Below are 17950 nucleotides of genomic sequence, written 5' to 3' on the forward strand. Positions count from 1 at the left end.
CGACATGGGGCTGTCGGTGTGACAGCGCCCCGTACGCAGCCGTCGGAACTCAGACGTCGAAGCGGCGGCGCGCGTCCTCGATGTGCCCGAGGTGCTCGTGCGTCCAGCCGCACATGGCGTCGACCGTGGCGCGCAGGCCACGGCCCGGCGCGGTGAGGGTGTACTCGACGCGCGGCGGCACGGTGGGGTGCACCTTCCTGTCGACCAGGCCGTTGCGCTCCAGCATCCGCAGGTTCTGGGTGAGCATCTTGTGGCTGATGCCCTCGACCTCGTCGCGCAGCTCGCTGAAGCGCAGGGTGCGCTCGCCGAGCGCCTCGACGATCAGGAACGCCCACTTGTTGGCGACGTCGGAGAAGATCTCCCGCGCCAGTGAGTCGGCGCGCCTGAGGTCCGCGTCCTCGGGCAGGCCGTTGAGCTCATGCTTGGCAACCATCGGGTTCCCCGTCACTGAAAAGCGCGTTCTTCCAGGTGAGCACTGACTCTCCTACAGTTCCTGAGTATCCACAAGAGAGCACGATCGGTACGGCGGAAGGGCACATGCCGTTCGACGAGGCGGGCGCGTTCCGTCACTCGGAGGCCGCCCGCCTGAGCGGTCGGGTCGGTACCGTGTTCCTGTGTCTCTCTCCGACCTCGTCCGGCTGCGGCGGGCCCGTGACCGGATGGACCGCGAATACGCGCAGCCGCTGGACGTCCCCGCGCTGGCCGCCGACGCCCTCATGTCCCCCGGGCACTTCTCGCGCAGCTTCCGCGCCGCGTACGGCGAGACGCCGTACAGCTATCTCATGACCCGCAGGATCGAGCGGGCCAAGGCGCTGCTGCGGCGCGGGGACCTGTCGGTGACGGACGTCTGCATGGAGGTGGGCTGTACGTCGCTCGGCTCGTTCAGCTCGCGCTTCACCGAGCTGGTCGGCGAGAGCCCCAGCGCGTACCGGGCGCGCGAGCACGGGGAGGGGGCGGCCGTTCCGGCGTGCGTCGCCAAGGTCCATACGCGGCCGGTCAAGAACGGGAATTCGCGTTCGGCCCCTGGACGCGGCGACCAGTCCTGATAACGTCGCCCTGCACATGACCAGCAGGATCGAGGAGGTGAGTCCCATCAACGCAGTACCAGGTTGGGTGCTCTCCCCCTTCGCGGCGGCGCGGTTGTTCTGACGCGGGGTGGCCCTGGGAGTGCCCACAGGCACCCCACTGAAAGGACCCCACCATGCCCGCGTCCCCCTCTTCTGGCCGTTCCTTCTCCGCCTCCTTCTCCGCCTCCTTCTCCGCGCCCGACGGGACCCGTCTCTCGTACGAGGTCATCGGCGAAGGCCGCCCCCTGATCTGCCTGCCCGGCGGACCGCAGGACTCCGTGTACCTCGGTGACCTCGGCGGGCTCTCCGCGCACCGGCGGCTGATCCGCCTCGACCTGCGGGGCACCGGCCGCTCCGAGCTCCCCGCCGACCTCGCGTCCTGCCGCTGCGACCGGCTCGTCGACGACGTGGCGGCGCTGCGCGAGCACCTCGGCCTCGGCGCCGACCGCACGGACGTGCTCGCGCACAGCGGCGGCGCGAACCTGGCGCTCCAGTACGCGGCACGCCACCCCGAACACCTCGACAGGCTCGCGCTGATCACGCCGAGCGTCCGGGCCGTCGACATCGCGATCACGGCGGAGGACCGTCTGGAGACGGCACGGCTGCGCGCGGCCGAGCCGTGGTTCCCGGCGGCGTACGCGGCGCTGCGCGAGATCACCGAGGGCCGGGCCACCGGTGACAGCTGGGCGGCCATCGCCCCTTTCTCGTACGGCCGTTGGGACGATGCGGCCCGGCGCCACCAGGCGGCCGAGGCGGCGCAGATGGACCAGGACGTGGTGGCGGCGTTCGGCGCCGAGGGGGCGTTCGACGCCGCCGCGACGCGCGCCGCGCTCGCCCGTTTCGTACGTCCGGTGCTGCTGCTCACCGGGGAGGTGGACCTGGGCGCTCCGCCGCGCCCGATGAAGGAGCTCAACTCCCTCTTCCCGCACGGTGAGTTGACCGCACAGCCCGGTGCGGGGCACTTCCCTTGGCTCGACGATCCCGAGCGGTTCGTGGCGGTCGTGGCGGAGTTCCTGGGGTAGGCCGAGCGGACAGGTCACCCGGCCAGCGTCGGATAGTCCGTGTAGCCCTCGGCCCCGCCCACGTACATCAGGCCCTTGTCGTTGAGCGGGTTGAGCGGGGCGCCGACCCGCATCCGTTCGACCAGGTCGGGGTTGGCGAGGAAGGAGCGGCCCAGCGAGATCAGGTCCGCTCCCGCGGCGAGCAGCCGCTCGCCGGCGCCCCGGCCGCCGTCGGCGGGCAGCGGGCCGCCCCAGCCGAGCACCGGGTTGGCGATCAGCGTGCCGGGCCAGTTCGCGCGGATCTCCTTGAAGAGGACCGTGTCCGGGTCGGCGAAGACGACGTGCAGGTAGGCGAGTTGACCGATCCCCGCGAGCGCGTCGACGAGCGCCGGATAGATGTCCTCGGTGTCCCCCTCCTCGATGCCGTTGACCGTGATGCCGGGCGCGATCCGCACGCCGACCCGTTCCGCGCCGATCTCCTCGGCGACGGCACGGACCACCTCCACGACGTACCGGATGCGGTGCGCGACCGGACCTCCGTACGCGTCGGTGCGGTGGTTGGTGTTCTTCGCGAGGAACTGCTGGAGGAGGTAGCCGTTGGCGGCGTGCACCTCCACGCCCTCGAACCCCGCGTCGATCGCGCGACGGGCGGCGGCCGCGAAGTCCGCGACGGTCGAGCGGATCTCGTCGAGCGTCATCTCCCGGGGAACGACGGCCGGTTGGTGCCCGCTCGGCGTGTGCACGGTGTCCGGCAGCGGCACCGGCGACGGCGCGACCGGCGTAAGACCGCTGTTGTCCGGGTGCCCGACCCGCCCACCGTGCTGGAGCTGGAGGAACATCCGCCCGCCCGCGTCCCGCACGGCATCGGTGACCCGCCGCCAGCCCGCCACGTGCGCGTCGGTGTGGATGGCGGTGATGTTGGCGTACGTCTGTCCGACGGCGTTCGGCGTCGCGGCCTCGGCGACGATGAGACCGGCGGTGGCGCGCTGGGCGTAGTACGTGGCCATGACCGGCAGCGGGACACCATCGGCGGAGGCGCGGTTACGGGTCATGGGCGCCATGACGAGCCGGTTGGGGAGCCGCAGTGCGCCGAGACGGGCGGGGCTCAGGAGGGGGGATTCCGCAGGAGTGGTGGAGGCGACTTCTGTGGAGGCGGCGGTGGCAGTGACGGTGGTGGTCATGGCGGCTGTGCTCCCCTGTCGTGGCTCTTGCTGACAGGGACGACTGTGCTCCCGGGCACTTCGGGGACGCTGACGGTCGGCTGACGGCCGACGGCCGAGGAGGCGGATCAGGCGTCCTGCCGGGTGAAGAACGCCCGCCGGTAGTCCCCCGGCGACACCCCGACCTGCTTGAGGAAGTGGTGGCGGAGGTTGTTCGCCGTGCCGAGACCGCTGAGTTCGCCGATCCTCTCCACCGGCAGGTCCGTCGATTCGAGCAGCCCCTGGGCCCGCGCGAGGCGCTGGTTGAGGAGCCACTGGAGCGGTGTCGTGCCGGTGGCCGCCTGGACGCGCCGGTAGAGCGTGCGCGGGCTCATCGCCGCGCGACGGGCCAGGTCGTCGACGGTGAGCGGCCTGTCCAGGTGCGTGCGGGCCCATTCCAGTACGGTCCCCAGTCCCTCGTCGTCCGTCGCGGGCACGGACAGGTCGATGAACTGCGCCTGCCCGCCCGGCCGATGGGCGGGCACCACCATGCGCCGGGCCAGCTGGTTCGCGACGTGCGCGCCGAGGTCGCGGCGGACGAGGTGCAGACAGAGGTCGAGCCCCGCGGTGAGGCCCGCGCTGGTGAGGACGTCGCCGTCGTCGACGTAGAGCACGGAGTCGTCGACGGTCACCCGCGGGTAGCGGGCGGCGAGTTGGGCGGTGTGCATCCAGTGCGCGGTGGCCCTGCGGCCGTCGAGGAGTCCGGCCTCGGCGAGCGCGAAGGCGCCGGTGCACAGCGAGACCATCCGGGCGCCCGCGGCGTGGGCGCGGCGCAGGGCGTCGGCGAGACCGGGCGGCAGCGGCGCGCCCTCTTCCACGCAGGGGTCGGGCACCGAGGTCACGATGACGGTGTCCGCCCCGACGAGCCCGTCCAGGCCGTAGGGCGTACGCAAGGAGAGCCCGAAGTCACCGCCACCGCGCGGCCCTTCCCCCGGCCTCTCCTTCTCCCCCGCTCCCGCGCTCTCCCCGGCTCCCGACTCGCGCGTCGAGCACAGCCGCAAGTCGTACCAGTGCTCCGCCAGATCCGGCTGCGGCTTGCCGAACACCGTGAGCGGAATGCTCAGTTCGTACAGCTCCCAGGACGGGAGCCCGATCTCCTCGGTCACGACCACCGCGACGGATCCAGCGCTCATGCGCCGAGCGTACGAGGAGGTGGGCCCACCGCAGCGCCTGGCGGGATTTTGGTGATCACCGTCACCGCTGTCACTGTTGCGTGCCATTGCCCGCTGCGAGCGTGTCCCTCATGAACGCACACACCAACCCCGTCCCCGTCACGGTCATCGGCCTCGGCAACATGGGTGCCGCCCTCGCTTCCGCCCTTCTGGACCGCGGTCACCCCACCACCGTCTGGAACCGCACTCCGCAGAAGGCCGAGGCTCTGGTCGAGCGGGGCGCACGGCTCGCCGCCACCCCCGCCGACGCGGTCGCCGCGAGCCCGGTCGTCCTGGCCTGCGTCCTGGACGACGCGGCCCTGCGCGAGATCCTCGACCCGCTCGCGGAGTCCGGCGCCCTGACGGGGAAGTCCCTGGTGAACCTGACCTCCACCTCTCCGGAGGGGGCCGACGAGATGTCCGCGTGGGCCGGCGCGCACGGCATCGGGCATCTCGACGGCGGGATCATGACGACGCCCGAGGGGGTCGGCAACCCCGAGCTGATGTTCCTCTACAGCGGTTCGGCCGAGGTCTTCGCGACGTACCGGCCGGTGCTCGCGGCCCTCGGCGGCCCCATCCACCTGGGCACCGAGCCGGGCCTCGCCTCGCTCTACGACACCGCCCTGCTCGGCCTGATGTGGGCGACGTTCACCGGCTGGCTGCACGGGGCGGCCATGACCGGCGCCGACGGGACGCGCGCCGAGGACTTCACGGCCGTCGCGCTGCGCTGGCTGAACGGCGCCGTCGCCGGTTTCCTCACCCGGTACGCGGGCCAGGTGGACGCCGGTCACTACCCGGGTGACGACGCCACCGTGGACGTACAGATCGCGACGATCGGGCACCTCATCCACGCGGCGGCGGACCGGGGCGTGGACAACGCGCTGCCCGAACTCCTGAAGGCCACCATGGAGCGGGCCGCGGCGGCGGGGCACGGCGGTGACAGCTACGCGAGCGTCATCGAGGTCCTGCGCGGTGGCGCGGCCGACAAACGGTAGCGGGGCGCGGTCACCGAACGACAGGGAAGAGGCAATTTCGGACGATTTACGCCAGTTTCGTGTGACCGTTCTGCAACAGCCGCCCCGTAGAGACCGATTTCCGGGACAGGATGGGCCGTCAGCACTTCGCCGTCCGGGAGAAACCAGATGAACCGGCCACTGCGCCACATAGCCGTCTTCTGCGGGATCCTCAGCCTCGCGCTGCTGCTGCGTGCGACCTGGGTCCAGTTCGCCGAGAACGACGAGCTGGCCAACCACGAGCACAACCGCCGTGTGCAGATCGAGGCCTTCTCCCACCCTCGCGGCGACATCATCGTCGGCGGCAAGTCCATCACCGGCTCGAAGGAGACTCCCGGCTCCGACTTCAAGTACAAGCGGGTCTTCAAGGAAGGCCCCATGTACGCGCCGGTGACGGGCTACTTCTCGCAGGCCCAGGGGGCCACCTTCCTGGAGGGCGTCCACAGCGGCATCCTCAGCGGCAACGACGACCGGCTCTTCATCAAGCGCACCCTCGACATGCTGACCGGCGAGAAGCAGCAGGGCGGCGACGTCGTCACGACCATCGACGCGAAGGCGCAGAAGGCCGCCTACCAGGGCCTGGTGGACCTCGACGCCAAGGGGGCCGTGGTCGCGCTCGACCCCCGCACCGGCAAGATCCTCGCCCTGGCGAGCACTCCTTCGTACGACCCCTCGGTCTTCGCGGGCATCTCGGAGTCCGAGGGCAAGAAGTTCCAGGAGCTCGGCAAGCGCAAGGACAAGCCGCTGAACAACCGCGCGCTGCGCGAGATCTACCCGCCGGGATCCACCTTCAAGATCCTCACCGCGGCCGCCGGGCTCGAACACGGCGTGGTGACCGACGTGAACGAGAAGACCGACGCCAAGGCCCCGTACAAGCTGCCGCTCAGCTCGACCACGATCGGCAACGACGTGCCCAACTCGATGTGCGACAAGGTCTCGGTGAAGACCGCCATGCAGTGGTCCTGCAACAACGTCTTCCTCGACGTGGCGCTCAAGGTCGGCAAGGACAAGATGCGCGAGACGGCCGAGAAGTTCGGCTTCAACGAGGAGCAGTTCGTCCCCGTGCGCGCGGTGGCCAGCAGCTACCCGAAGGACCTCGACAAGCCGCAGACCGCGCTGACCGGCATGGGCCAGGGCAGCCTGACGAGCACGCCGCTGCAGATGGCCATGGTCACCGCGGGCATCGCCAACGACGGCAAGGTCATGAAGCCGTACATGGTCGAGGAGCTGCGCGGCCCCGACCTCTCGACGATCGAGAAGGCGTCGCCCGACACCCTCAGCCAGGCGGTCTCGGGGAAGACCGCGCAGACGGTGCAGGACATGATGGAGAACACCGTCGAGAACGGCACCGCGAGCAAGGCGAAGATCGACGGCATCACCGTCGGCGGCAAGACCGGCACCGCGCAGCACGGCGCGGACGTCAACGACGAGCGCCCCTACGCCTGGTTCGTCTCCTACGCCAAGAAGGAGGACGGCTCGTCGCCCGTCGCGGTGGCCGTCTTCGTCGACCCCTCCGACATGAACATCGCGCGCGAGGAGATCGCGGGCGGCAAGCTGGGCGCGCCGATCGCCAAGGCGGTCATGGAAGCGGTCATGGAGCGCTAGGGCCTGTCGTCACACTCCCGTCGTCGCCCGAAGGGCGGCCCCGCGGTGTCTGGTGCGTGCGATCGCAAGGCGCCGGGATGTCCTCGTAGTGGGCCTACTCGGGCATTCCGGCAACGCCGCGAGCGTGCGTGCCAGACGTCGCGGGGCAGACGGGAGTTTAACGACAGGCCCTAGAGCCCTTCGCACGGTCCGCCTCCCACGGCAGTGGCCGGGTGTGCAGGACGTCGAGGCGGGAGACCGCGCGGGTGAGGACCACGTACAACCGGTTGAGCCCGCGTCGTTCCGCCTCGGCGATCGCCGCGGGTTCGACCGCGACCACGTGGTCGTACTCCAGGCCCTTGGCGACGGAGGCGGGCAGCACCGTCACGCGCGCGCCGAGCTCGTCGGGCCCCGCGGCCTCGATGCCCGCCCCGGCGAGGACCGACCGCAGCTCCTCGGCGTCCCCGTCGGCGGCGATGACCCCGACCGAGCCCTCCCGCCCGAGCGCCCCGCGCACCGCGTCCACCACGGCGCCCGCCATGTCCTCGACCTCGCGGATCGCCAACTCCCCGTCCGCGCGCAGGGACCGGGCGGGCGGCACGTCCACGTCGAGCAGCCCGAGGAGCCGGTTGGCGAGCCCGACGATGGCCCGGGGCACCCGGAATCCCGTCGTCAACGACGTCACGACGGCATCCGGCTTGCCCAGCTGCGCCAGGAGCTCGGGCCAACTGCGGGCGGCCCACGGGGTGGTGCCCTGCGCGAGGTCCCCGAGGACGGTCACCGACCCGAAGTCGACGCGCCGCGCGATGACCCGGCACTCCATCGGCGAGAGGTCCTGCGCCTCGTCGACGACGATGTGCCCGTAACCGGCGGGCCGTTCGAGCAGGCCCTCGATCTCGTCCATCAGCACGAGGTCGGCGGCCGTCCACTTCGCCGACTTGTACGACCGCGGGGCCCGCTGCCACAGGATCGCCCGCTGCTCATCGGCGCTGAGCACCCCATCGGCCGCGGCGGCGAGCGCGGCGCCGTCCGAGAGGAGTCCGGCGAGCAGCTCGTCGGCGCGGACCTTGGGCCAGCTGCCGTCCACGAAGGCGCTCACCGGACGGGCCCGGGAGACCTTCTGCACCCAGGTGTTGTTCCTGACCCCCGACCGCCGCTCGGCCTGCTCCTGGATGGCCCGCACGGCCCGGGTCCGCACGCGCTCGCGCCCGATGGCGTACGGCGGCTCCTCGCTCCGCACGCCCTCGACGATCTCCTCGAGCACCTCCACGGGCAGCCGCCAGCGGTAGGCCCCCTCCGGCACGGCCACCGGCTCGACCGGCGCCGCGATGCGTGAGTAGAGCGCCCGGCGCAGCACCCCGGCCATCCGCGCGTCGTGCTTGACGACCGCCGCGGCCTCCTCGTCCCGCGCCCGCACCGGATGCCGCCCGATCTCGTCCCGCACGGTGGACTGCCGCACCCCGGTCTCACCGAGCGAGGGCAGCACCTCGGCGATGTAGCGCAGGAAGGTGCGGTTGGGCCCGAGCACGAGCAGCCCGGAACGCTGCACGCGCTGCTGATGCGTATAGAGCAGATACGCGGCCCGGTGCAGCCCCACCGCGGTCTTCCCGGTCCCCGGCGCCCCCTGCACACACACGGAGAGGCCGAGCTCCTCGCGCACGAGCTGGTCCTGCTCGGGCTGGATGGTCGCGGCGATGTCCCGCATGGGCCCGACCCTCGGCCGCTCGATCTCCCCGGCGACGATGCGGCTCCCGGCGCTCTCCACACCCGATCCCAGGTGCTCGTCCTCAAGGCCCGTGAGATCGCCGGAGTCCCCCTTGCTCCCGGGCGCCCAGCCGAACCGCCGCCGCACCGCGACGCCCTGCGGATCACGGGCACCCGCCTGGTAGAAGGCGCGGGACACGGGGGCACGCCAGTCGACCACGAGCGGCGGGGCCGAGGGGTGCTCGGTGATGCGCAGCCGCCCCACGTAATACCGCTGCCCGCTGTGCTCACCGGCCCCTTGCGCGGCGAAGTCGAGCCGCCCGAAGAACAACGGCGCCTCGGGCAGCTCCCGCAGGGCCTTGGCCCGGCTGCGGAACTGGTAGCCGAGCACCTCCGCGTCGGCGCCGGACGCCGAGACGTCCGCACCGACGACGACCTGCTCCTGAGCGCCTTCGACCATGCCGACAAGGGCGGCGCGACAGGCATCGTGATAGCTGCGTTCCTCGACAAGGGCTTCCGTCATGCACCCCAGAATAATGTAACCGAGTTAAATTTGTAACCGAATATCAAAGCTCGCGCTAGACTCTCCCCATGGCACCCGAAGCGAGCCTCCGAGAGCTCAAGAAGCAGCAGACGTACGCGACGGTCTCCGAGACCGCCATCGCCCTCTTCCTGGAGAGGGGCTTCGAGAAGGTCTCGGTGGCAGAGGTGGCGGCCGCGGCGCGGATCTCCAAGCCGACCCTGTTCCGCTACTTCCCGACCAAGGAGGACCTGGTCCTCCACCGCTTCGCCGACCACGAGGACGAACCGGCCCGCGTCGTCTCCACCACGAAGCCCCCCGCCACCGCCCTCACGGCCCTGGAGCACCACTTCCTGGACGGCCTCGCCCGCCACGACCCGGTGACCGGCCTCAACGACGCGGAGCCGGTCCTGGCCTTCCACCGACTCCTCTACGGCACCCCGTCCTTGGTGGCCCGCCTGTACGGCTACCAGACCCGCTCCGAGCAGTCCCTCGCCGGAGCCCTGACGGAAGCCCACGGCGGCACCCCCCTGGAATCCCGCATCGCCGCGGCGCAGATCATCGCCGTCCAACGGACCCTGGCCCTGGAGAACTGGCACCGCGTCGCGGCGGGCGCGTCAGCCGAGGAGGTGGCACCCCTGGCCACGACGGAGGCCGTCGCGGCATTCGCCCAGCTCCGCGCGGGCCTCAGCCGCTACGCGTAGGCCCCTACCAGCACGGCCACCCCGTCAAGCACCCGAGCGAGCCCGAACTCGAACTCCGCGTCCTCGGCGTCGGCCCCCTCGAGCACCCCTTCCTCCAGCACGCCCCGCAGCGCGGGAAAACGCTCCGGGGCGGCCGAGGTCAACGCGTCCACGGTCCGCGCATAGCGCCGCATGACCTCCTGCGGCGACAGCCCCTCCGCCCGCATCGCGGCATCGAGATCCGCCATCAGCGAGACCTCGCTGCGCACGTACCCCCCGACCAGCATCAGCACCGAGATCCGCTGCCCGCCGTCGAGTTCGGTGCCCGCCATCGCGGCGAGCCCCCGCTCCATCCACTCCAGCCCGTGCGGAGCGGCAGGCGGTGAACTGACGGGCATCCGCACCAGCCACAGGTTCCGCTGGAAGACCCGCCGCTGCTCCCTGGCCCACCACTCGAGCCCGGCCCGCCACCCCACCACGCCGTCGGGCCGCCGCGGCGGCTCCCCCGTCGCGGCGTCCTGCATCAGGACGTACAACTCGTCCTTGGCCGAGACGTACCGGTAGAGCGACATGGTGGAGACGCCGAGCTCCTTGGCGACCCGCCCCATGGAGACCGCGCCGATCCCCTCGGCCGCCGCGACAGCGACTCCCGTGGCGACGATGCGATCGAGGGTGAGCCCCGGGCGCGGCCCCTTCGCGGGCCGCTCCCGCAGCCCCCAGGCCATTTCGAGGCTGGCGGGCAGCCCCGTGCCCGCGCCGCCGTCCGCCGCCATCGAAGAGCTCCCTTCCTCGCCCACGCTTGACGCACATCGTAGTTCTGCGTAACCCTTACACAGTAATGCGTATGCCTTACGCAATAAGGAGCGCTCATGCGTGCACCCACGGCCCCCGCCATCGAGGCCGGATCCCTGCACAAGTCCTACGACCAGGTCCACGTCCTGCGCGGCATAGACCTCCACGTCCCCCCGGCCACCGTCTTCGCCCTGCTCGGCCCGAACGGCGCGGGCAAGACGACCACCGTCCGCATCCTCGCCACCCTCACCGAGCCCGACTCGGGCAGCGCGCGGATCGCGGGCCACGACATCCGTACGGAGCGCCGCGCGGCCCGCCGCGCCCTCAGCCTCACCGGCCAGTTCGCCGCGGTCGACGAGAAGCAGACCGGCGCCGAGAACCTCCGCATGATGGCGCGGCTCGCGGGCCTCTCCCGCCCCGCCGCCCGCGCGAGGGCCGCCGAACTGCTCGACCGCTTCGGCCTCACGGACGCGGGCGACCGCCTGGTGGTCACGTACTCCGGAGGGATGCGCCGCCGCGTCGACCTCGCGGCGGGTCTCGTCGGCGACCCGAAGGTGATCTTCCTGGACGAGCCGACCACGGGCCTCGACCCGCGCAGCCGCCGCCGGATGTGGGAGGTCGTCCGCGACCTCACGGCGCGGGGCACGACGGTGTTCCTCACCACCCAGTACCTGGAGGAGGCGGACGAGCTCGCCGACCGCGTCGCGGTGCTGCACGAGGGCCGCGTGGTCGCCGACGGCACGGCAGCGGAGCTCAAGTCACGCGTGGCGGGCCACCGCGTCGACCTCACGCTCACCGGCCCCGCCGCCTACACGCGCCTGGCGGCCCGCGCCACGCACCACTCCCCCGACACGCTCACGCTCGGCATCCCGACGGACGGCACCGCCCGCCACGTGCGCGCGCTCCTCGACGAACTCGACCCGCACGGCACGGAGGTGGCGACGTTCGCCCTGCGCACCGCGACCCTCGATGACGTCTTCCTGGCCCTGACCCACACCGCTCCCACCACGAAGGCGCCCGCCCATGCGTGAGACCACCCTGGTGATGACGGCCCGCTCCCTGCGCCTGAGCCGCCGCAACACGGACGCGCTGATCACGGCCCTTGCCCTGCCCGTGATGCTGCTCCTGATCTTCGTGTACTTCTTCGGCGGCTCGATCAACACCGGTACGCGGTACGTCACTTACGTGGTCCCCGGCGTGCTGCTGCTCTGCGCGGGCTTCGGCTCGTCGAACACGGCGATCGCCGTCACCGAGGACCTCAAGGGCGGCATCATCGACCGCTTCCGCTCGCTGGACGTGGGCGGCGTCCCGATCCTGGCCGGTCACGTCATCGCCTCCGCCGCCCGCAACGTGATCGCCACGACGCTCGTCCTCGGCCTCGCCTTCGCGATCGGCTTCCGCCCCACGGCGACCCCCGCGGCCTGGCTGGCGGCCGCCGGCATCCTCCTGGCCTTCATCCTCGCCCTGTCCTGGCTCTCGGCGACGGTGGGCCTGCTCGCCACGTCCCCGGAGGCGGCCGGCGGCTTCACCTTCTTCGTGAGCTTCCTGCCCTACCCGAGCAGCGCCTTCGTCCGCACGGACACGATGCCGGGCTGGCTCCAGCCGTTCGCGGACAACCAGCCCGTCACCCCGGTCATCGACTCCCTCCGCGCCCTCCTCCTGAACCAGCCGACGGGCAGCACACCGTGGGTGGCACTGGCCTGGTGCGCGGCCATCCTGGGCGGGTCGGCGGCCCTCTCCGGCGCGCTGTTCAGGCGCCGCTCCCGCTGACGCCCCCGAGCAGCGCCAGCAGCGGCGCGAGCTCACGGACGACCGCCTCGGCCCCCGCGGCACGCAGCGGGGCGACCTTGCGGTCGTCGCGCGCGTAGCCGACGAAGCGGACCTTCGCCTCGCGCGCGGCGACGAGGTCGGAGACCGTGTCGCCGATCATCACCGCGTCGCCGGGCTCGGCACCGAGCCCCGCCAGCGCGCGCAGCAGCATGTCGGGGTCCGGCTTGAGCTGGTCCGCGTCGGGCCCGCGGCCGTAGACGTGCGGCCCGAACGCCTCGGACAGACCGTGCCGGTGCAGATAGGACTCCACCGCGCGCGGGGAGTTGTTGGTGACGACGGCGATCCGGCAGCCTCGCCGCGACAGCTCGCGGATGAGGTCGTGAGCCCCGTCGGTGGCCGGTGCGTGCTGTGCGGCGCGCACCTCGCCCCGGGTGAGGACGTCCTCCAGGGCGGCGACGGCCTCGCTGCCCGGCCGCTCCTGGGCGACGTCCCGCAGGACGTCGTAGGGGTCCTTGGAGTAACGGTCCGCCAGATCGATCATGTCGAGCAGGCCGCCCTCGCCGACCAGCCTCCAGAAGTCGTCGGCGACGCGCCGGGACGCGCCGTGGGGGAAGAGGCGGCAGATGGGCCCGTCGAAGTCGAAGAGCACGCAACCGCCCTCCGGATCGGCGAACAGCTCGCGCACTTCGTCCAGTTCGCGCGTGAGGGCCCCCGCCTGGGCCGGGAGGACCACCTGCCGCGCCGGGCCATCGGCGGCCCCGTCCCTCACCTCAGCCGTCCCGGCGCACGCCTCTTGGTACGTCTCGTCTGCCACCGCACCCCATTCGTCGAGGGCCCCGCGGTCCCGCGCGGGCTGCGCCGCGCGCCGCGCCTCTTCCTGCGCCCGGCCGTACGGCCCGGCGTACCAGGCGCGCAACGCGTGCTCGGCGCGCGCCCCGTCGGGCACCTTCTTCAGCTTCAGGGGTTCGGCCGCGCGCCGCAACGCCCGGCAGACCCGCCAGGACGCCCAGGCGAACTCCTCGTCGTCCGGTTCTCCCGGCAGTTCGCACAGGTCGAGCGCCGCCCGCATGACGTCGGGGAAGACGGACTGGGCGTATTCGAAGTCCAGATAGGCGGGCAGGTCGGCGTCCAGGCCCTCGGTCATCTTTTGGTGGCCCGCGCTCACCATCTCCTCGGTCCACAGCTCCGTCATCCGGAGCTGCTCCTCCTTCTCGTACTCCATGCGTACGAGATGGGTGGCGAGGTCGTGCAGGGGGTCGCCGTACATGGCCAACTCCCAGTCGATGACGGCGATCCTCTTGCGGTCGACGACGACGTTGCCCCGGTGGACGTCGGTGTGCAGGAGGCAGAAGGGCCGCGGGGTCAGCGGCGGGCGGCGCGGGTCGTCCCGGAAGGACGTCATGACGTCGGCGCGGATGCCCACCGCTTCGAAGAGCTCCTGGAACCGCCATCTGTTCCGCTGGTGCACGCGGCTCTCGGTGAAGCCGATCAGCCAGTCGAAGAACGCCTGGCTCTGCCCGGTCTCCGGCCAGCCGGCGGGGGTGGGCGGCAGCTTGTCCTTCCCCACCCCCGCCGTCTTGGCGAAGAACTTGGCGAAGGCCCGCATCATCGGATCGCCGATGCCGCCCTCGACCCGCACGGAGGACAGCACCTGCCCGGCCCGGTAGGAGTGCAGCGACCAGTCGCCGAAGTCCCGGTAGCAGCGCGGGACTTCCCTCTTCAGCTCGCGGTTCACCGCCGCGAGCACTTCGGTCTCGCTCTGCCAGATGCGCGGGACCACCTGCACCACGTCACGCGGCTGGCGGCACTTGACGCGGGCCCTGAACGGCATCGTGCCGAGCAGGAGGGCCAGCCGCCAGCCGAGCGGCATCACATAGTTGATGTTGTGATACCCGGCTACGACCTCACGGTCGGGGCTCTCTTTGTGCGAGTCGGCGAGACGCCTGATGAGCGACTCGCGACGTCCGCGCTTCGGCGCCTCGTGGGGAGATCGAGGCGGAGGTGACGACATGAGGGCAGAGGGTAGCCCGTGCGGCCAACGGTTCTTGTGACGTGCCGCATTCTGGACATCGGCGCGGCGTTTGCTTGTTCAACCCGCCTCTTTACCGCGCCTTAATGTCGCCCACGGCGTATACAACCTTGAGGAGCGGTTCCAGGGAGCCGACGAGGTGGGTGGCACCGGCGGCGCGCAGCCGTTCCGCTTTGCGGGCGTTACGCGCGTAGCCCAGAAATCGTACGCCCGCCGCCCGCGCGGCCACGTGGTCCGAGGGCGCGTCACCGATCATCAGGGTCTCGTCCGGAGCGGCGCCCATCGCGTCCAGGGCGCGCCGCACGCAGTGCGGGTGGGGCTTGAGCAGGTGGAGGTCGGGGGTACGGCCGTAGACGTGCGGGGCGAAGCACTCCGTGAGGCCGCGCGAGGCGAGGTAGCGGCCGACCGCGCGCGGGGAGTTGTTCGTCGTGACGGCGAGCCGGGCGCCGACGGCCGACCAGGTGCGGATCAGCGGGTCGACGTAGGCAGTGGGCATGGCGGTGGCCACGAGGCCGAGCTCCTGCTGGGTGAGGTGCTCCTCCAGCTCGGCGACCAGGTCGCTGCCCGGGCTGCGGAGGTCGACGGCGCGCAGGACCTTGTAGGGGTCGGGCTCCTCGCGCACGCCGTCGGCGAGCAGGTCGCGCAGCCCCCGCTCCTCCAGCCACCGGACCTGGGCCTCCGCCACCCTCTTCGCCGTGTCCCCGGGGAAGAGGTGGCAGATCGGGCCGTCGAAGTCGAACAGCACGAAACGGACAGAAGTGATCAGAGAACGAAGCGTCTCGGTCTCTTCATCGACTGCCCCGGGATGTGTCGCGTCAGATTGCGTCGAGTCAGAAGTCACCTAAGAGAGTGTCAGGTCCATGGTGATGGTTTCCCATAGGCCGTCGAACCACTTCTGGGACTGGTCGACGAACATGGAGTCGCGCGCGACCGGATCCCCCTTCTCGAAGGAGAAGAGCGGCACCTTGATGCCACCGGAGTCGTACTTGTACTGCTCGCGCCCCGCGCCGCTCTCCTCCGGATCCACCAGCTGCCGCTCCAGCGTGTAGTACGCCACGAGCGCCTCCGCCCCGTTCAGCAGATACAGCTTGATCGGTGTGGTGAACGGCAGGGCGCGGAAGGTCACTTGGACGTCGATGCCGTGCGAGGCGCGCAGGGCGCGGAGGTTGTGGCGCAGGACCTGGCCCTGGGCGTTGCGCTGGGCGAGCCAGTGCTCGTGGAGCCGCTCGCGGCCCGCCGCGTCCGCGTTGACCGGGACCGGGAACGCCAGGTCGATCTCGCTGCTCGGCAGCAGCACCCGCAGGTTGATCGACTCGGGCCTGAGCCTGCCCTCGTGGATGAGCCGCACCGGCTCGCCCATCGCGATCATGAGCGTCTCCGCCGTGTACGACACGACGTCGATCCGCACGTGCGGCTCGGCGAACGCGGCGGCGAGCCGCGGGGCCAGCGCGACCATCGAGGGCTGCGGCCCCTCGCTGACGGTCGCCGCGGTGACCGCCGCCGCCACCCGCGGCGGGCTGCCCTTGCTGACGTTGGAGAGGAGACCTTCGCTCTGCAGTGCCTTCATCGCCTGCCGCACGCTGCCGCGCTCGACGCCGAACTCCTCGGCGAGCTCGGCCTGGGTCGGCAGGCGGTCGCCCGCCTTGAGCTCGCCCGCCCGGATGCGGTCGCGGAGGGTGTCGGCGATGTCCTTGTGCGAGAGTTTTCTGCTGCCGTTCACTGCCACGTTCTCCTGGGTCACAACCAGACGATACAACTGGCCGCCATCTTTGGGCAGTTGACGGGAAGTTGTTTATGGACTCCGACCAAGTGGGGACAACTCAAGCAGAGTTGGTTGCCAACTGACTCTAGATGGCAGAAGGAGGAACCACCATGCCCGCCATAGCCCTCCTCGCAGCCGTGGTCGCCGTCACCGTCGAGCAGCTCGTCCAGTGGAAGTACGGCCCGATGGGCATCATCGGTCTCCTCCTGCTGACCGTCGGCGTCAAGGCGAAGAACCCCACGGTCAGTTCCATCGGGGCCGTCGTCCTCGCCCTGATGATGACAGGCCCCGCGATCTAGCCCCTCACCGGCCGGCCGCCCGCCGGCTAGCCCCCCGCCAGCTCCAGGTCCTGACTGATCGTGTTCCAGAGGGCGTTGAACCACAGGTGGGACTGCTCGACGAACGTCGTGTCCCGCAGCCCGTCCCCCTCCTTGAACGGAAAGAGCATCGACTGCGTGCCCTGGGCGTCGTACATCTCCAGGGACTCCTCGCCCATCTCCTCGTCCCGCTTGGTGAGCGTGTAGTACGCGAAGAGGGCCTCGGCGCCGTTGATCAGGTACAGCTTCACGGGCGGCGTGAACGGCAGCGCCCTGAACTGCACCGACACGTCGATCCCGTGCGAGGAGCGCAGCGCGAGGAGGTTGTGGCGCAGGACCTGGCCCTGCGCGTTCCGCTGGGAGAGCCAGCGCCGGTGCACATGCGCTTCCTCGTCCTCCCCCGCCTCGACCGGCGCGGGGAAGGCGAGGTCGATGTCGCGGCTCGGCAACAGCACCCGGACGTCGACCTTGGCCGGATTCAGCTGTCCGGCGTGGATCTGCCGCAGCGGTTCGCCGATCGCCATGGTGAGGGAGATGGAGGTGAGGCAGAGCGCGTCTATCTCCACGTGCGGCGATTCGAACGCGGCGGCGATTCTCGGGGCCAGTCCGACCATCGTGGGCTGCGGCCGCACGCCGCCGGGACCTGCGAGCGCACGCTCGGACGCCTCCGCGACGGTGGCGGGGCTGCCCTTGGAAACGTTGGACAGCAGATGCTCGCCCTGCAGAATGCGCAGTGCCTCGCGCACGGCACCGCGCTCGACGCCGAACTCATCGGCCAGTTCGGCCTGGGTGGGCATGCGCTGCCCCGGCCGCAGCGACCCGGACCTGATCCGGTCGCGCAGCACGTCGGCCACTTCGCGGTGAGACCTGTGGGGCCTCTTCCGCCCGTTGACTGGTGCATGTTCCGGGCTCACAACCAAACGGTACAACTTCGCGCCATCTTTGGGGAGTTGCAGGGAAGGTGGTTATGAGTCGTCCCTCAGCGGAGATAAGTCAGTTGAAGTTGGTAGCCAACTTGGGCGACATGGTCAGGCCCCTCCGGGGTTGGCCACCAGCCATCGACCGCCGACGCGAAGCACGTGCACCGGACGGCCAGTTGGTCACCGACTGAACGGGGTCCGCCGCCCCGATCCCGAAGGAGGGAACGTCATGCCGCTCATCGCCATCGTCGTCGCCGCCCTCGCCATCGGATTCGAGCAAGTCATCCAGTGGAAGTACGGACCGCTCGGCATCATCGCCTTCGTCCTGCTGACCGTCGGCATCAAGGCCAAGAACGTGAAGCTCAGCGGGCTCGGGGCAGGTCTCCTCGTCCTGCTCCTCGCCCAGTCGGGCTGACCCGGATCGGGCTGACCGGGCTC

Annotated in this window: 18 protein-coding genes; 9 read left to right on the top strand and 9 right to left on the bottom strand. The window is 71.0% G+C overall.

Annotated elements, in window-relative coordinates:
- Positions 1-49: 49 nt before the first annotated feature.
- On the bottom strand, positions 50-433 hold the full coding sequence (locus tag KY5_RS19000) for a winged helix-turn-helix transcriptional regulator (protein ID WP_098243386.1): 384 nt from the start codon (positions 431-433) through the stop codon (positions 50-52).
- Between the two features lie 181 nt (positions 434-614).
- Between KY5_RS19000 and KY5_RS19005 the strand changes: the two genes are divergently transcribed.
- The gene (locus KY5_RS19005) at positions 615-1046 is read left to right on the top strand and encodes a helix-turn-helix transcriptional regulator (RefSeq protein WP_234362782.1); all 432 of its coding nucleotides are present in this window, start codon (positions 615-617) and stop codon (positions 1044-1046) included.
- 155 nt (positions 1047-1201) lie between these two features.
- Positions 1202-2089 carry an alpha/beta fold hydrolase gene (locus tag KY5_RS19010; RefSeq protein WP_098243387.1) on the top strand — a complete coding sequence of 296 codons (888 nt, stop codon included), beginning with the start codon at positions 1202-1204 and terminating at the stop codon, positions 2087-2089.
- A gap of 14 nt (positions 2090-2103) precedes the next feature.
- Here the strand turns inward: KY5_RS19010 and KY5_RS19015 are convergent, their stop codons facing one another.
- Both KY5_RS19015 and KY5_RS19020 read right to left on the bottom strand, forming a co-directional pair.
- Positions 2104-3249, bottom strand: a complete 1146-nt coding sequence (locus KY5_RS19015; RefSeq protein WP_098243388.1) for an alkene reductase — start codon at positions 3247-3249, stop codon at positions 2104-2106.
- A 107-nt stretch (positions 3250-3356) separates the two neighbouring features.
- On the bottom strand, positions 3357-4379 hold the full coding sequence (locus KY5_RS19020; RefSeq protein WP_098243389.1) for a GlxA family transcriptional regulator: 1023 nt from the start codon (positions 4377-4379) through the stop codon (positions 3357-3359).
- Between the two features lie 131 nt (positions 4380-4510).
- Between KY5_RS19020 and KY5_RS19025 the strand changes: the two genes are divergently transcribed.
- Positions 4511-5413, top strand: a complete 903-nt coding sequence (locus KY5_RS19025; RefSeq protein ID WP_098243390.1) for an NAD(P)-dependent oxidoreductase — start codon at positions 4511-4513, stop codon at positions 5411-5413.
- A gap of 147 nt (positions 5414-5560) precedes the next feature.
- Positions 5561-7036 carry a peptidoglycan D,D-transpeptidase FtsI family protein gene (locus KY5_RS19030; RefSeq protein ID WP_098243391.1) on the top strand — a complete coding sequence of 492 codons (1476 nt, stop codon included), beginning with the start codon at positions 5561-5563 and terminating at the stop codon, positions 7034-7036.
- A gap of 157 nt (positions 7037-7193) precedes the next feature.
- Here KY5_RS19030 and KY5_RS19035 read toward each other — a convergent pair whose 3' ends face one another.
- The gene (locus KY5_RS19035) at positions 7194-9242 is read right to left on the bottom strand and encodes a HelD family protein (RefSeq protein WP_098243392.1); all 2049 of its coding nucleotides are present in this window, start codon (positions 9240-9242) and stop codon (positions 7194-7196) included.
- Positions 9243-9310: 68 nt separating this feature from the next.
- Here KY5_RS19035 and KY5_RS19040 point away from each other — a divergent pair, with 68 nt between their 5' ends.
- A complete protein-coding gene (locus tag KY5_RS19040) occupies positions 9311-9943 on the top strand; it encodes a TetR/AcrR family transcriptional regulator (RefSeq protein WP_098243393.1) in 633 nt (210 codons plus the stop codon).
- On the opposite strand, the gene KY5_RS19045 is transcribed toward KY5_RS19040, so the two are convergent.
- Positions 9934-10695 (bottom strand): TetR/AcrR family transcriptional regulator, encoded by a 762-nt coding sequence (locus KY5_RS19045; RefSeq protein WP_098243394.1) that lies wholly within the window; start codon positions 10693-10695, stop codon positions 9934-9936. The genes KY5_RS19040 and KY5_RS19045 overlap by 10 nt on opposite strands.
- A 96-nt stretch (positions 10696-10791) precedes the next feature.
- On the opposite strand from KY5_RS19045, the gene KY5_RS19050 reads away from it, so the two are divergent.
- Positions 10792-11745, top strand: coding sequence for an ABC transporter ATP-binding protein (locus KY5_RS19050; RefSeq protein ID WP_098243395.1), 954 nt, complete (start codon positions 10792-10794; stop codon positions 11743-11745).
- Positions 11738-12484: an ABC transporter permease gene (locus KY5_RS19055; protein WP_098243396.1), complete on the top strand. Its 747-nt coding sequence runs from the start codon at positions 11738-11740 to the stop codon at positions 12482-12484. The genes KY5_RS19050 and KY5_RS19055 overlap by 8 nt, the downstream gene beginning before the upstream one ends.
- Here KY5_RS19055 and KY5_RS42550 read toward each other — a convergent pair.
- The 3 genes from KY5_RS42550 to KY5_RS19075 form a co-directional block, all read right to left on the bottom strand.
- Positions 12465-14495, bottom strand: coding sequence for an HAD-IA family hydrolase (locus KY5_RS42550; RefSeq protein WP_234362784.1), 2031 nt, complete (start codon positions 14493-14495; stop codon positions 12465-12467). The genes KY5_RS19055 and KY5_RS42550 overlap by 20 nt on opposite strands.
- 91 nt (positions 14496-14586) lie before the next feature.
- A complete protein-coding gene (locus KY5_RS19070) occupies positions 14587-15354 on the bottom strand; it encodes an HAD family hydrolase (RefSeq protein ID WP_098243397.1) in 768 nt (255 codons plus the stop codon).
- The gene (locus KY5_RS19075) at positions 15355-16260 is read right to left on the bottom strand and encodes a winged helix-turn-helix domain-containing protein (RefSeq protein WP_098247350.1); all 906 of its coding nucleotides are present in this window, start codon (positions 16258-16260) and stop codon (positions 15355-15357) included.
- Positions 16261-16385: 125 nt separating this feature from the next.
- Here KY5_RS19075 and KY5_RS19080 point away from each other — a divergent pair, with 125 nt between their 5' ends.
- On the top strand, positions 16386-16574 hold the full coding sequence (locus KY5_RS19080; protein WP_055551648.1) for a hypothetical protein: 189 nt from the start codon (positions 16386-16388) through the stop codon (positions 16572-16574).
- A gap of 26 nt (positions 16575-16600) precedes the next feature.
- Here KY5_RS19080 and KY5_RS19085 read toward each other — a convergent pair whose 3' ends face one another.
- Complete coding sequence (locus KY5_RS19085; protein ID WP_098243398.1) at positions 16601-17512, bottom strand: FadR/GntR family transcriptional regulator; 912 nt, start codon at positions 17510-17512, stop codon at positions 16601-16603.
- Positions 17513-17741: 229 nt separating this feature from the next.
- Here KY5_RS19085 and KY5_RS19090 point away from each other — a divergent pair, with 229 nt between their 5' ends.
- The gene (locus KY5_RS19090) at positions 17742-17927 is read left to right on the top strand and encodes a hypothetical protein (protein WP_098243399.1); all 186 of its coding nucleotides are present in this window, start codon (positions 17742-17744) and stop codon (positions 17925-17927) included.
- The last annotated feature ends 23 nt before the right edge of the window (positions 17928-17950 follow it).

The organism is Streptomyces formicae, from assembly GCF_002556545.1.
In the GTDB taxonomy this organism is placed as follows: Bacteria; Actinomycetota; Actinomycetes; order Streptomycetales; family Streptomycetaceae; genus Streptomyces; species Streptomyces formicae_A.